We start from the raw sequence: 14,234 nt of genomic DNA on the forward strand, positions 1-14,234 counted from the left end.
AGAAATCGGCCCTTTTACTCTTGAATGACATCAGCGCCCTTGGGAATCTGGAACTGAAACTTGCTGGCTGCGATCGACTCGTTGGCCTTGACCCCGGTGAACAGGATATTGGTGCGCTGCCCGACGCTGTCGATCAACTGCATGTCGTTGATGATGCCGTTGCGAAACGACAGGCGCAGGCTGTCGAACAGCGTGTCCTTGGTTTTGGGCTTGAGCGTGAAATCGATCACGCCACCCGCTTCTTTCGCGGTGATGTCGAAGCTTTCGCTGATCTTCGATACGTCACCGGACAGCAGCAAGGCTGGAGTCTGGGTCAGGCGCTGATCGAGTTTCTTGATCGTGACCTGCTCCAGATCAGGGTCCCACAGCGAAACTTTCTTGCCGTCCGAGACCATCAACTGCTCCTGTGGCGCATCGGTATGCCAGTTGAACAAGCCGGGGCGCTGCAGGGCCATTTCGCCGGTGGTTTCCTGCAACTGCGTGCCGCTACCGTCCAGCGTCAGTTGTGAGAAATGGGCGGTCAGGGTCTGGGATTTCTCCAGCAACTGGGTCAGGCGTGCCACGTCCTTGCTGTCGGCATGGGCGGGAATCATGGAGAAGGTCAGTGCGGTGGCCAACAGCATGCGGATAAGGCGCATTGGATTCCTCTTTGAAGTCGATGATGATGCGACGGCGTGGCGTGCACGCCGTCGCCGCAATACGGGGTGGTAAAAAATCAGTCGCGCACCGGCCCGGGGGCCAGGACTTCACGCGAACCGTTGGTATTCATGGAGGTCACGACCCCTGCCATTTCCATCGCTTCGATCATGCGTGCTGCGCGGTTATAGCCGATCTTCAGCTTGCGCTGTACGGCGGAAATCGATGCACGGCGGCTTTCCAGCACAAACTTGACGGCCTCATCGTAAAGCGCGTCGCTTTCGCTGTCTTCACTGCCCTCGCCACTACCGCCATCAAAGCCGCTGCCGGGCTCTTCGACGCCAGCGAGAATATCGTCGTTGTAGTCCGGGGAACCTCGCAACTTCCAGGCTTCTACCACACGATGCACTTCTTCGTCGGAAACGAACGCGCCATGCACACGAATCGGCAGGCTGGTGCCTGGCGGCATGTACAGCATATCGCCGTGGCCCAACAGCTGTTCGGCGCCACCCTGGTCGATGATGGTCCGCGAGTCGATCTTGCTCGACACCTGGAACGCCATACGCGTCGGAATGTTGGCCTTGATCAGACCGGTGATCACATCCACTGACGGACGCTGGGTCGCGAGAATCAGGTGGATACCCGCAGCACGCGCTTTCTGGGCGATACGTGCGATCAGCTCTTCGACCTTCTTGCCGACGATCATCATCATGTCGGCAAACTCGTCCACCACCACGACGATGGTCGGCAGCTTGCTCAGCAGCGGCGCTTCGTCATGAATGCTTTCGCGCTTGTACAGCGGATCGGCAAGCGGCTCACCGGCGTCCTGGGCTTCCTTGACCTTCTGATTGAAGCCGGACAGGTTACGTACACCCATCTTCGCCATCAGCTTGTAACGACGCTCCATCTCGGCAACGCTCCAGCGCAGGGCGTTGGCGGCGTCCTTCATGTCGGTGACCACCGGACACAACAGGTGCGGAATACCTTCGTAGATGGACAGTTCGAGCATCTTCGGGTCGATCATGATCAGCTTGGCGTCTTCCGGGCCGGACTTGAACAGGATCGACAGGATCATGGCGTTTACACCCACCGACTTACCGGAACCGGTCGTACCGGCTACCAGCAGGTGGGGCATCTTGGCCAGATCGGTAATCACCGGCTTGCCGCCAATGTCGTGGCCCAGCGCCAGGGTGACGGGCGACTTGGCGTTATCGTATTCGGGGGTCGACAACACTTCGGAGAAGCGCACGATCTGGCGGTCTTCGTTGGGGATCTCGATACCGACCGTGGTCTTGCCCGGAATCACCTCGACCACACGCACGCTGGTCACGGCAAGCGAACGCGCAAGGTCCTTGGCGAGGTTGGAAATGCGGCTGACCTTGACGCCGGCGGCTGGCTGGATCTCGTAACGAGTAATCACCGGACCGGGATGGATGGAGTCTACCGACACCTCCACACCGAATTCCTTGAGCTTGATTTCCAGCAGGTGGCCGACAGCCGCCAGAGACTCCGGCGAATAGTTGAGCTGTTTCTTCTCCGCAGGGTCGAGGATGGAAATCGGCGGCAGAGTACCCTCAACTGCGCTGTCCACGAACAACGGGGCCTGCTTTTCCTTCATCACACGCTTGCTGGGCTCTACAGGCTTCGAAGGCGCTGGCGCGATGACTGCGGGCACGTGCTTTTCGCGCTCGGTCATGTGTTTGCTCAACGACGCTTCACGCTCCACCAGACGCTCTCGGGCCTTGGCCTGCTCGCGCCGATCGGGCGCTACAGGCGCGACCACATCGTTGACGCGCATGTCCACTTCACGCAGCTGCGCAACCATCTGCTTGCGCTCGGCGCGGGCAGTCCACCAGCGGTTTGCAGCGCCCTGAAACAGTTCGAACAGGTCGAGGGTGATCTTGCCGGTGACATCCATCACCTTGAACCAGGACAGGTCGGTAAACACGGTCAGACCGAATAGAAACAGGGCGATGAATAGCAAGGTGCTGCCTTGAATATTCAGCGCTTTCTTGGCCAGATCGCCGAGCACTTCGCCCAGTACACCGCCTGCCGAGCCCGGGAAGCCGGCCGAGAAATGGAAGTGGATATGCGCCAGCGCAGCGCCCGCCAGGATCAGGAACACCAGCCCGATCAGACGCCAGGAGAAAAGCCAGCCGCTCCATTGCCAAGGCTCATGGCGATGGCGAAACACCTGCCAGGCCTTGATCGCCAGCAACAGCGGGAAGATGTAGGCGAAATAGCCCAGAATCATGAACAGAATATCGGCACAGAACGCACCTGCACGTCCTGCGGCATTCTGCACCTGTGCCGCATTGCTGCTGGTGTGGCTCCAGCCGGGATCGCTCTGATCGTAGGTCAGCAAGGCCATCATCAGATACAGGCACAGTGCGCCAAAGGCGATCAGGGCCCCTTCCTTGAGCCGGTAGTGCAATTGCTGTCGCCAGAGCGGGACAGCGCTGGGTGCTGGGGTGGATTTCTTCAAAACGCTTTATTTCCTGCGCGGTAGCGCGAACATCTCGTTGATTGACCAGAAACGGCTGTCGGACGGCACTGACTGCTCCCGCATGGACAGGGAGTACAGACAGCGGGAAAGCCTGTCGACAGACGCTTGAATGATAACGCCCAAAACAGGCATTGTACGGTTTTACAGCCACTTGAGTCTGTACGAAAACACACCAGATCCACTTCAGACGGTTCCGCAAGCCGGAACATGCCTTCACCTTCACTGACGATGTTCAATTTGAGCATGCATTACGTTTTGTGACAAAGGCTTATGACGTGTTTCTATCAACAGTCTGCAACTTGAACGGCCACATGACCGCTGCGCGGCTCGCGCCCTACCGCATGCACAAGGTACGCGCCATAATGACAACCGCTTGTGACCACACCTGTCGCACAGAGTTGCACTCACAGACAGGTGCGCCCTCCCCTTCCGTAAAGTTGTGATGCCATGCTGACCTGGTTGAACCGCAACAGCCTCGATTTTCCCCCATTGGAAAAAGCCCTCCGTGAACCCAACGGTTTGCTCGCCGCAGGCGGAGACTTGTCAGCCGATCGCCTGATCAGCGCCTATCGACACGGCTGCTTTCCTTGGTTTCAGGACGGGCAGCCGATTCTCTGGTGGTCTCCCGATCCGCGCACGGTGCTGTTTCCCGAAGAACTTCATATTTCGCGCAGCCTGGCCAAGGTTCTGCGCCAGTCGCGCTATCGGGTGACCTTCGATCAGGATTTCGCCAGCGTGATCAAGGCCTGCGCCGCCCCTCGCAGTTATGCCAACGAAACCTGGATAACCGGCTCGATGCAGGCGGCCTATGTCGAACTGCACCGCCGCGGTCACGCACATAGCGTCGAGGTCTGGGATCAGGATGAGCTGGTCGGCGGGCTGTACGGCCTGGCAATGGGCCAGCTGTTTTTCGGCGAGTCGATGTTCAGCCGGGCAGACAATGCCTCGAAAGTCGGTTTTGCCACCCTGGTGGAACATTTGACTGCCTGGGGATTTGTCTTGATCGACTGCCAGATGCCCACGCAACATTTGCATAGCTTCGGCGCGCGCTCCATTCCCCGGCAGACCTTCGCCGATTACCTGTCCCGCCATCTGGATCAGCCGACCGACGCCGACTGGTCAGCTAGGCGAGTTTGACAGGCTGGCATACACTCATGGGTAAGGATTCACCATTAGGCGACGACCATGACAGAGCTGGCGAGGCTGAAGTTTTATGCCACTCAACCGCACACTTGCAGTTACCTGCCCGAAGAGCAGGCGACGACCCTGTTTCTGGACCCCAGCCAGCCGATGGACGTACAGGTCTACGCTGACTTGTCGGACATGGGGTTTCGCCGCAGCGGTGACCATCTCTATCGCCCGCACTGCCAGAACTGCAGTGCCTGTGTGCCTGCGCGCATTCCGGTGAACCTCTTCGTACCCGACCGTCAGCAAAAACGCATTCTGAAACGCAATGTCGACATTCAGGTGCAAAGCGCCAAGCCCGCGTTCACTCAGGAATACTTCGATCTTTATCAGCGTTATATTGAACAACGTCATGCTGACGGCGACATGTTTCCGCCGAGCCAGGAGCAATTTTCGACATTCCTGGTTCGCGATCTGCCTTTTTCGCGCTTTTACGAATTTCGTGTCGATCAACGTTTGCTGGCAGTTGCCGTCACCGACCTGCTGCCCAACGGACTTTCCGCGGTCTACACGTTCTACGAACCCGATGAAGAACGCCGCAGTCTGGGCCGTTACGCCATTTTGTGGCAGATCGCCGAGGCTGCCAGACTTCAACTGCAGGCGGTGTACCTGGGCTACTGGATCAAGAACTGCAAAAAGATGAATTACAAGACCCAATATCGCCCCATCGAGCTGCTCACCAATCAAAGATGGGTCACTCTGTATTGAACCCCTTGGCTTAAACTGGTTTTTTCGGGCACAATGCACGCCGCTTTTGCCTGGCGCCACTTGCACCGGGCCACTCATTTGTATACCGAGGGCTTTACTGCATGTCGAAAGAAGACAGCTTCGAAATGGAAGGCACTGTCGTCGACACCCTGCCCAACACCATGTTTCGCGTGGAGTTGGAAAACGGGCACGTCGTAACCGCGCATATCTCCGGCAAGATGCGCAAGAACTACATCCGTATTCTGACCGGTGACAAAGTGCGTGTAGAGCTGACGCCCTACGACCTGAGCAAAGGGCGCATCACCTACCGCGCTCGTTAAACAGGCATTAACAAAAACGCCCGGCATAAGCCGGGCGTTTTTGTATGCCTGTTTTTTACGTCCGATGCCCTCGACCTGCCCCGCATCGATCAATGATGCGGGGCGAGGCGTCGGCCATCAGGCCATTTCCGCCGTGGTTTCGAAATCGAAGGTGATCTCGCCGTCCTTGATATCGATGTGAACCACGCCGCCATGCTCTGACAGTTCGCCGAACAGGATCTCTTCGGCGAGTGGCCGTTTGATCTTGTCCTGAATCAGGCGAGCCATCGGTCTGGCACCCATTGCTGCATCGTAACCACCCTGCGCCAGCCAGCTTCTCGCCGCCTCGGACACTTCGAGCAGTACGCGCTTGTCTTCCAGCTGGGCCTGAAGCTCGGTGAGGAACTTGTCGACCACACTCTTGATGACTTCGTGGCTGAGGCGACCGAACTGAATGATGGTATCCAGGCGGTTGCGGAACTCTGGCGTGAAGCTCTTCTTGATCACTTCCATCGCGTCGGACGAATGGTCCTGATGCGTGAAACCGATCGAAGCCCGCGCAGCAGACTCGGCCCCGGCGTTGGTGGTCATGATCACGATCACATTGCGGAAGTCCGCCTTGCGCCCGTTGTTGTCGGTCAGCGTACCGTGGTCCATCACCTGCAGAAGCAGGTTGAAGACTTCCGGGTGAGCCTTTTCGATTTCATCGAGCAACAGCACGCAATGTGGCTGACGGGTAATGGCCTCGGTCAGCAGACCGCCCTGGTCGAAACCGACATAGCCCGGAGGCGCGCCGATCAGACGGGAAACGGTGTGCCGTTCCATATACTCGGACATGTCGAAACGGATCAACTCGACGCCCAGTGCCTTGGCCAGCTGACGAGCCGCCTCGGTCTTGCCGACGCCCGTAGGACCGGCGAACAGGAACGAACCGACCGGCTTGTCAGGCGACTTGAGACCTGCGCGAGACAGCTTGATCGCCGTCGACAACGAGTCGATCGCCGCATCCTGTCCGAATACAGTGAGCTTGAGATCGCGCTCCAGGTTACGCAGCAGCTCCTTGTCGGAGCTGTTGACGTGTTTTGGCGGAATACGCGCGATCTTGGCAACGATGTCTTCAACCTCGGGCACATCGATACGTTTGGCGCGCTTTTCGACCGGCTGCAGACGCTGGTACGCACCCGCTTCATCAATCACGTCAATGGCCTTGTCAGGCATATGACGGTCGTTGATGTAGCGCGATGCAAGCTCGGCGGCAGCGCGCAGGGCTTCGTCGCTGTATTCGATACTGTGATGCTGCTCGAAACGGCTTTTCAGGCCACGCAGGATACCGATGGTGTCCTCGACCGAAGGCTCGGACACATCGACTTTCTGGAAACGACGCGCCAAGGCACGATCCTTCTCGAAAATCCCGCGAAACTCCTGGAAGGTGGTCGAACCGATGCAACGAATCTCGCCGGAAGACAGCAGCGGCTTGAGCAGGTTGGAAGCATCCATTACCCCGCCAGAAGCTGCGCCGGCACCGATGATCGTGTGGATCTCGTCAATGAACAGGATCGCCTGGGGACGCTTGCGCAGCTCGTTGAGCAACGCCTTGAAGCGCTTCTCGAAATCGCCGCGGTATTTCGTCCCGGCCAGCAACGCGCCCAGGTCGAGCGAGTAGACGACGCTGTTGGCAAGCAGGTCAGGCACCTGATTGTCGACGATGCGCTTGGCCAGACCTTCGGCGATGGCCGTTTTACCGACACCCGCTTCACCGACCAGCAAAGGATTGTTCTTGCGACGACGAGCCAGAATCTGTGCCACCCGCTCGACTTCGCTTTCGCGGCCGACCAGTGGGTCGATGCGTCCCTGACGCGCCAACTCGTTCAGATTGCTGGCATAGGCATCCAGAGGATTGCCTGAGGAAGATGCTTCACCGCCCTCGTCGTCCTGCATATCCTGCTCACCTTCAGAAGAGTGTTCGCCATGCCCTGGCACCTTGGAGATACCGTGGGCGATATAGTTGACGACATCGATCCGGGCCACGCTCTGCTGTTTAAGCAGAAATACGGCCTGGCTTTCCTGCTCACTGAAAATCGCAACCAGTACGTTGGCGCCGGTCACTTCGCGCTTGCCGGAGCTCTGCACATGGAAGACTGCCCGTTGCAGCACGCGCTGGAACCCGAGCGTCGGTTGTGTCTCGCGATCCTCGTCATGAACGGGGATCAGCGGGGTGGTGGAGTCGATGAACTCCTGCAGATCATGCTTGAGTTTATCGAGGTTTGCGCCGCAGGCACGCAGGACAGTGGCTGCAGCCTCATTATCCAATAGAGCCAGCAGGAGATGCTCGACCGTCATGAACTCATGACGCTTCGAACGTGCCTCCTTGAAGGCAAGATTGAGGGTGACTTCGAGCTCACGGTTTAACATAGCTTCACCTCATACCCAAGTGGTCGGCGTTTAACCGTCCTTCTCGATCTCACAGAGTAGCGGATGCTGGCTCTCCCTGGCGTATTGATTGACCTGCATTGCCTTGGTCTCGGCGATGTCGCGGGTAAACAATCCGCAGACTGCCCGTCCCTCTGTATGGACGGCCAGCATGACTTTGGTGGCCAGCTCACGATTCAGGTTAAAAAACACCTCGAGCACTTCTACGACGAAATCCATCGGGGTGTAGTCATCGTTGAATAAAACCACCTTGTACATCGGTGGCGCCTGCAGGGTCGGCTTGGCGTCCTGCACCGCAATGCCCGCCGAGTCGTCCTCGTGCGACTGCGGATCATCCTGATTGAATGTTAGTCGAATCTTGCTGAATGCATGCATGGAAAGAAATGTTCGTTTGAGGGCGGATTGAGCAATTTAGTCGCAGTCTGGACGGTTTTTAAATGGGCTGCCACATGACCTTGACTATCAGCTAAACGGTGTTACAAACAATAGAGCCCACATTGGGTAAAAAGGGTCCGCGCAGTCAACCAAAATTTTTTTGGGTGGGGAGCGGATTGAAGTGGATGATACTCCTGACGGAGTCCTTTGCAGAGGGAGATGGTGATGATTGAAGGAAAAGTCAAGTGGTTCAACAATGCAAAAGGGTTTGGGTTCATAAACGCTGAAGGCAAGAGTGACGAGGATCTGTTCGTTCATTTCTCGGCCATCGAAATGGACGGTTACAAAACTCTCAAGGCTGGCCAGAAAGTCAGATTTGAAGTCGCCCACGGCCCAAAAGGGCTTCAGGCGATAAAAATCAACAGCTCGGAAGAAAAAAAGCAGGATCCGGCAAAAGATACCCAGCCGCTGCTTCAGCAGGACCACGCTCACGCGGACGCCTGATGCTCGTGTTGAAAAAATCAGTTGATGTATAACGGCAGCCATCAGAGCCCGCCGAATTGGCAGAAGCATGCAATGAGCTTTGCCGGACACGTAAAGAGACAGAGACATTGGTCTGCTTTATACCCGTCGCGCTCCCCGGGGTATCGTATTAGCGGTTATTGCACCGCGGATGCCCAGACTCCAATCCAGAACGTTCACTTCGTTTATCCCGAGCCATCCTGAGCAACGAAACTCTGCCCTTCCCCATCTGATCCCCCCCTCAAGGCGTGCAGGCCCACATGCAAGCATTCCCGACACCGGCCTGAAAGACCGCGCGTTCGACCAACGGCGGATATTCATTTTTCGATAGCTCGCATAGCATTAATGCGTGGTGCCAATGGTTTGATATACTCGCGCCGTGACCGCAGAGTCATCAAGGCCGACCCGTCTGGATTCTGACCCTCGGCCTTCCTTATGCGTCGGGCTGCTACCTGACCCGACAGCTTGACGCTCGACTGATGCACCCAACATCACCGCGAATAAACCTCGACCTGGCTCATGGCCGAACCGTGGGCAAGCGCGCCTACAATGCGCGTATCGAGATTTTGTGCATGCTCAGCAAAAGAGAGTTAATACGAATGTCCAACCGCTCGAAGATCATCTACACCTTCACCGACGAAGCTCCGGCCCTCGCCACCTACTCCCTGCTGCCCATTATCGAAGCGTTCACAGCGACCTCCGATATCGACGTGGAAACACGCGACATTTCTCTGGCGGGCCGTGTTCTTTCCAGCTTCCCGGAATTGCTTGCCGACAAAAAAGTGCCGGATCATCTCGCCGAGCTGGGCAAACTGGCTACCACGCCAGAGGCCAATATCATCAAGCTGCCTAACATAAGCGCCTCGGTCCCGCAATTGAAGGCGACCATCAAGGAGCTTCAGAATCAGGGCTACAACATTCCTGACTACCCTGAAAACCCTGCCACTGACGCGGAAAAAGAAACCCGCGCACGCTACGACAAGACCAAGGGCAGCGCCGTGAACCCGGTTCTGCGCGAAGGCAATTCCGATCGCCGCGCCCCGCTGTCGGTCAAGAATTATGCGCGCAAGCACCCGCACAAGATGGGCGCCTGGTCGGCTGACTCCAAGGCTCACGTTGCACACATGAGCAACGGCGACTTCTACGGCAGCGAAAAAGCCGCCGAGATCGCGGCCGACAATACCGTTAAGATCGAACTCGTCGCTCAGGACGGCACCACCACCGTCCTGAAGGAAAAAACCGCCGTCAAGGCTGGCGAAGTCGTCGACTGCTCGGTCATGAGCGCCAAGGCCCTGCGCAGCTTCATTGCTGCCGAAATCGAAGACGCCCGCAAGCAGGGCGTGCTGTTTTCGGTGCACTTGAAAGCCACCATGATGAAGATCTCCGACCCGATCATGTTTGGCCAGATCGTCGACGAGTTCTATAAGGATGCGCTGACCAAGCACGCTGATACGCTCAAGCAGATCGGCTTCAGCCTGAACAACGGCATCGGCGACCTATACGAGCGCATCACTGCCCTGCCCGCTGACAAGCAGGCAGAGATCAAGGCTGACATCGAAGCGGTCTACGCCGTTCGCCCACAGCTGGCGATGGTCAATTCCGACAAGGGCATCACCAACCTGCACGTGCCGAGCGACGTCATCGTCGACGCCTCGATGCCGGCAATGATCCGTGACTCCGGCAAGATGTGGGGCACAGACGGTCAGTTGCACGATGCCAAGGCCGTCATTCCGGATCGCTGCTACGCCACCATCTATCAAGCGGTCATCGAAGACTGCAAGAAAAATGGCGCATTCGACCCGACCACCATGGGCAGCGTACCGAACGTCGGCCTGATGGCTCAGAAGGCCGAAGAGTATGGCTCCCACGACAAGACGTTCCACATTCAGACCAACGGCGTGGTTCGCGTAACCGACATCCAGGGCAACCTGCTGATGGAACAGAACGTCGAAGCCGGCGATATCTGGCGCATGTGCCAGGCGAAGGACGCACCGATCCAGGACTGGGTGAAACTGGCCGTCAACCGTGCCCGCGCCAGCAACACCCCGGCTATCTTCTGGCTGGACTCATCCCGCGCCCACGACAGCGTGATGATCGAAAAAGTGCGCAAGTACCTGGGCGACCACGACACCTCGGGCCTGGATATCCAGATCCTGTCACCTGTCGACGCGATGAAGCTGACCCTGGAACGCACGCGCGCAGGCAAGGACACCATTTCGGTGACCGGCAACGTTCTGCGCGACTACCTGACTGACCTGTTCCCGATCATGGAACTGGGCACCAGCGCGAAGATGCTGTCGATCGTTCCGCTGATGAACGGCGGCGGTCTGTTCGAAACAGGCGCCGGTGGTTCGGCTCCGAAGCACGTGCAGCAGTTCGTCGAGGAAAACTTCCTGCGCTGGGATTCGCTGGGCGAATTCCTGGCCCTGGCGGCGTCCCTCGAGCATCTGGGCCATGCCTACAACAATCCGAAAGCGCTGGTTCTGTCCAAGACCCTCGATCAGGCCACTGGCGAGTTCCTGGACCGTAACAAGTCGCCTTCGCGCAAGGTCGGCGGTATCGATAACCGCGGCAGCCACTTCTACCTGACCCTGTTCTGGGCCCAGGCACTGGCTGCTCAGAACGACGACGCAGACCTCAAGGCGCAGTTCGCGCCGCTGGCCAAGACCCTGACCGACAACGAAGAAAAAATCGTTGCCGAGCTGAACGCCGTTCAGGGCAAGCCGGTGGACATTGGCGGCTACTACTTCCCTAACCCGGAAGTCACCAGCAAGGCCATGCGCCCGAGCGCCACGCTCAACGCGGCCATCGCCGCGCTGTAAGAGGCAATCCAAGGCGGCGCATAAAAAATGCACCGTCTCACAAAAAAATCCCCGGCCTGTTGCCGGGGATTTTTTTATCCATGGAAAATGTCAGCTACCTGTGTAAGCCCGGGCACCAGGGAGATGCCTGCTCAAGCACACCACCACTCCGCTCAGCCTTTCAGCGTGCGCGAAAGAAAGTCGCGAATGTATTCGGCGACCTCCGGCGCGTGTGTTTCCAATGCAAAGTGCCCTGCATCCAGCAGATGCACCTCAGCAGCCGGGACGTCCTTGCGATAAGCATGCGCGCCCGGAGGTATAAACGCCGGATCGTGCTTGCCCCAGACCGCCAGCAAGGGAGGCTGATATTTGCGCAGGTATTCCTGAAACGAGGGGTAAGCCGCTACGTTACTGCGGTAGTCAAGAATCAGGTCAAGCTGGATTTCCTCTGCGCCCGGCCGCGCCATATACAGGATGTCGAGGTTGTAGCCATCGGGAGAAAGCTTTTCAGGATCGGCTCCCGTACCGTATTGCCAGTCCCGGATGACTTGCGGTGACAACGAGGCGCGACAGGCTTCGCGATTGGCTGCCGAAGGCTCGCGCCAATAGGCTTGCCACGGGCCCCATTGATCGCTGAATCCTTCCAGATAGGCATTGCCGTTCTGACTGATGATTGCAGTAACCTTCTCCGGGTTCGCCGCTGCGAGCCGCAAGCCTGTCGGTGCGCCATAGTCGAATAGGTATAACGCGTATTTCTTCAGGCCCAGTGCCTCGGTAAAGCCCTCGATCACCGTGTAAAGGTTTTCGAATGTGTAATCGAACTGCCCGCGCGGTGGTGCTTTGGTATTGCCGAAACCGGGCAGATCGGGAGCGATCAGGCGGTACTGACTCGCCAACAATGGCATCAGGTCACGAAACATGTGGCTGGAACTCGGAAACCCATGGAGCAGCAGAAGCACCGGGGCGTCCCTGGGTCCGACTTCGCGATAGAACACATTTACGTCTCCTACCTGCTGAGTGTGAAACGTCACGCGGAAAGCATCATCACTGTTCATTGCATTTTCCCTGAGAGGTTTATTGCTTGCAGAAGCGGCGCTCACCAACGACGCCCCGAGAGCAGAAGCAGCGCCTATCGCGGACGCTTGTAAAACCTTGCGCCGACTGACACCGGATGGGGCGTTTTCAGCGTCGACTGAACCGAAATTTTTCATAGGAGAGTCTGACCGGGCTGGATGAATGAGTTGCTATCCTAGTCATTGCATGTAAGCTGCAGAATCACCGTAAAAATCAATTCACCATTTCAATTTCTGAAATACTGATACGACTCCACATCTCTCGTGGCAGGCAGGCGGACCATGGACCGTATTCAGGAAATGACGCTTTTTGCCGGACTTGCCGAGCAAACCAGTTTTGCCGGGGTAGCCCGCCACTTTGGCCTGTCGACCGCCACGGTAACCCGGGCTGTCGCGAGTCTGGAGAGTCGCCTGGGCATCCTTCTGGTGGTGCGCACCACTCGCAACATGCGGCTCACCGAGGCGGGCCAGCGCTTCGCCGCAGATTGCCGCCGACTGCTTGCCGACCTTGATGAGGCTGAAAGCGCGGCGGGCGGCTTGCATGCGTTGCCAGGCGGCCTGCTGACGGTCACCGCACCTCAGATGTTCGGCGCGCTGCATGTCGTGCCCGTAATGACGAGCTTTCTCGAGCGGTTTCCGGCTGTGGACATCCGTGCCATTCTGGTCGACCGGGTCGTGTCCATGCTCGATGAGGGCGTCGACGTGGCCGTCAGGATCGGCACCCTGCCCGATTCGTCTCTTACCGCAATCCAGACAGGTAGCGTGCGGCGTATGGTTTGCGCATCCCCTGGCTATCTCGAAAAGCACGGAGTTCCGCAGCATCCCGACGATTTGCGACAGCATTCGACAGTTTCGACCAGCACCGCCGAACGCTCGCCTCACTGGCTTTTCCGGATCGACGACAAGCATTACTCAGTAGACGTCGCATCGAGACTCAGCCTGACGTCGTATCAGGCGGCTATCAGCGCAGCATTGCAGGACTGGGGACTGACCCAGGTGCCGTACTATCAGATACGCGAGCACCTGCAGGAAGGCAGGCTCAAGTGTGTTCTGGACACGTTCGAAATAATGCCGGAACCGGTTCACGTTGTTTACCTGGAGGGCCGTCGTCGCTCATCCAAAGTGCGAGCCTTTGTGGACTTCTGCGTCAGCGCGCTGAGGCATGATCTGCAGTTCGAACACCCATAAGCTGCTAAGGCTGACTCAATCCCCTGCAAGGAGCCCCATTATCATGACCTGGCAAGCCCACGTTACCGTCGCCACCATCGTCGAAGATCAAGGCCGCTTTCTTTTTGTCGAAGAAATCAAAGGCGGACGCGCCGTACTCAACCAACCCGCCGGGCACCTCGACCCGAACGAAAGCCTGCAACGCGCCGCCGTGCGTGAAACCCTGGAAGAAACCGGCTGGGACGTCGAATTGAGCAGCGTGGTGGGCATCTACCTGTACACCGCGCCGAGCAATGGCGTGACCTACCAGCGAATCTGCTTTGCCGCCAAGGCCCTGCGCCACCATCCGGAATATCAACTCGATGAAGGCATCGTCGGCGCAGTCTGGCTGACTCGCGATGAACTGGTGGCCCAGCAGGAGCGCTGGCGCAGCGAGTTGGTATTGCGTTGCCTGGACGACTACCTCGATGGCGAACGTTTCAGTCTCGACCTGCTGCGCGACAAGGCGTGAGACTCGACGCCCTCAGCCTGA

General features: G+C 57.9%; 12 protein-coding genes. 7 read left to right on the plus strand and 5 right to left on the minus strand.

The window, feature by feature from the left end; genetic code table 11:
* Nucleotides 1-14: 14 nt before the first annotated feature.
* Complete coding sequence (lolA, locus tag AC54XV_RS16325; RefSeq protein WP_024639671.1) at nucleotides 15-638, minus strand: outer membrane lipoprotein periplasmic chaperone LolA; 624 nt, start codon at nucleotides 636-638, stop codon at nucleotides 15-17.
* 77 nt (nucleotides 639-715) lie between these two features.
* Nucleotides 716-3,121: a DNA translocase FtsK gene (gene ftsK, locus AC54XV_RS16330; RefSeq protein ID WP_003405080.1), complete on the minus strand. Its 2,406-nt coding sequence runs from the start codon at nucleotides 3,119-3,121 to the stop codon at nucleotides 716-718.
* A 468-nt stretch (nucleotides 3,122-3,589) separates the two neighbouring features.
* Between ftsK and aat the strand changes: the two genes are divergently transcribed.
* The 3 genes from aat (at nucleotide 3,590) to infA (ending at nucleotide 5,355) form a co-directional block, all read left to right on the plus strand.
* Nucleotides 3,590-4,279 carry a leucyl/phenylalanyl-tRNA--protein transferase gene (gene aat / locus AC54XV_RS16335; protein ID WP_003405081.1) on the plus strand — a complete coding sequence of 230 codons (690 nt, stop codon included), beginning with the start codon at nucleotides 3,590-3,592 and terminating at the stop codon, nucleotides 4,277-4,279.
* 48 nt (nucleotides 4,280-4,327) lie between these two features.
* Complete coding sequence (locus tag AC54XV_RS16340) at nucleotides 4,328-5,035, plus strand: arginyltransferase (protein ID WP_003405082.1); 708 nt, start codon at nucleotides 4,328-4,330, stop codon at nucleotides 5,033-5,035.
* 101 nt (nucleotides 5,036-5,136) lie between these two features.
* Nucleotides 5,137-5,355 carry a translation initiation factor IF-1 gene (gene infA, locus AC54XV_RS16345; RefSeq protein WP_002553999.1) on the plus strand — a complete coding sequence of 73 codons (219 nt, stop codon included), beginning with the start codon at nucleotides 5,137-5,139 and terminating at the stop codon, nucleotides 5,353-5,355.
* Between the two features lie 117 nt (nucleotides 5,356-5,472).
* Here infA and clpA read toward each other — a convergent pair whose 3' ends face one another.
* A complete protein-coding gene (clpA, locus tag AC54XV_RS16350) occupies nucleotides 5,473-7,746 on the minus strand; it encodes an ATP-dependent Clp protease ATP-binding subunit ClpA (protein ID WP_003317954.1) in 2,274 nt (757 codons plus the stop codon).
* 30 nt (nucleotides 7,747-7,776) lie between these two features.
* Nucleotides 7,777-8,139 (minus strand): ATP-dependent Clp protease adapter ClpS, encoded by a 363-nt coding sequence (gene clpS, locus AC54XV_RS16355; RefSeq protein ID WP_003405085.1) that lies wholly within the window; start codon nucleotides 8,137-8,139, stop codon nucleotides 7,777-7,779.
* A 219-nt stretch (nucleotides 8,140-8,358) separates the two neighbouring features.
* On the opposite strand from clpS, the gene cspD reads away from it, so the two are divergent.
* Nucleotides 8,359-8,643, plus strand: a complete 285-nt coding sequence (gene cspD, locus AC54XV_RS16360; RefSeq protein WP_024639673.1) for a cold shock domain-containing protein CspD — start codon at nucleotides 8,359-8,361, stop codon at nucleotides 8,641-8,643.
* A 617-nt stretch (nucleotides 8,644-9,260) separates the two neighbouring features.
* Nucleotides 9,261-11,483, plus strand: a complete 2,223-nt coding sequence (locus AC54XV_RS16365) for an NADP-dependent isocitrate dehydrogenase (protein ID WP_011268270.1) — start codon at nucleotides 9,261-9,263, stop codon at nucleotides 11,481-11,483.
* Nucleotides 11,484-11,635: 152 nt separating this feature from the next.
* Here the strand turns inward: AC54XV_RS16365 and AC54XV_RS16370 are convergent, their stop codons facing one another.
* Complete coding sequence (locus AC54XV_RS16370; RefSeq protein WP_003405090.1) at nucleotides 11,636-12,517, minus strand: alpha/beta fold hydrolase; 882 nt, start codon at nucleotides 12,515-12,517, stop codon at nucleotides 11,636-11,638.
* A gap of 300 nt (nucleotides 12,518-12,817) precedes the next feature.
* Here AC54XV_RS16370 and AC54XV_RS16375 point away from each other — a divergent pair, with 300 nt between their 5' ends.
* Nucleotides 12,818-13,723 carry a LysR family transcriptional regulator gene (locus AC54XV_RS16375; RefSeq protein WP_011268271.1) on the plus strand — a complete coding sequence of 302 codons (906 nt, stop codon included), beginning with the start codon at nucleotides 12,818-12,820 and terminating at the stop codon, nucleotides 13,721-13,723.
* A gap of 43 nt (nucleotides 13,724-13,766) precedes the next feature.
* Nucleotides 13,767-14,213: an NUDIX hydrolase gene (locus tag AC54XV_RS16380; RefSeq protein WP_011268272.1), complete on the plus strand. Its 447-nt coding sequence runs from the start codon at nucleotides 13,767-13,769 to the stop codon at nucleotides 14,211-14,213.
* Nucleotides 14,214-14,234 lie beyond the last annotated feature (21 nt).

It is taken from the genome of Pseudomonas fragariae (ex Marin et al. 2024), from assembly GCF_059621105.1.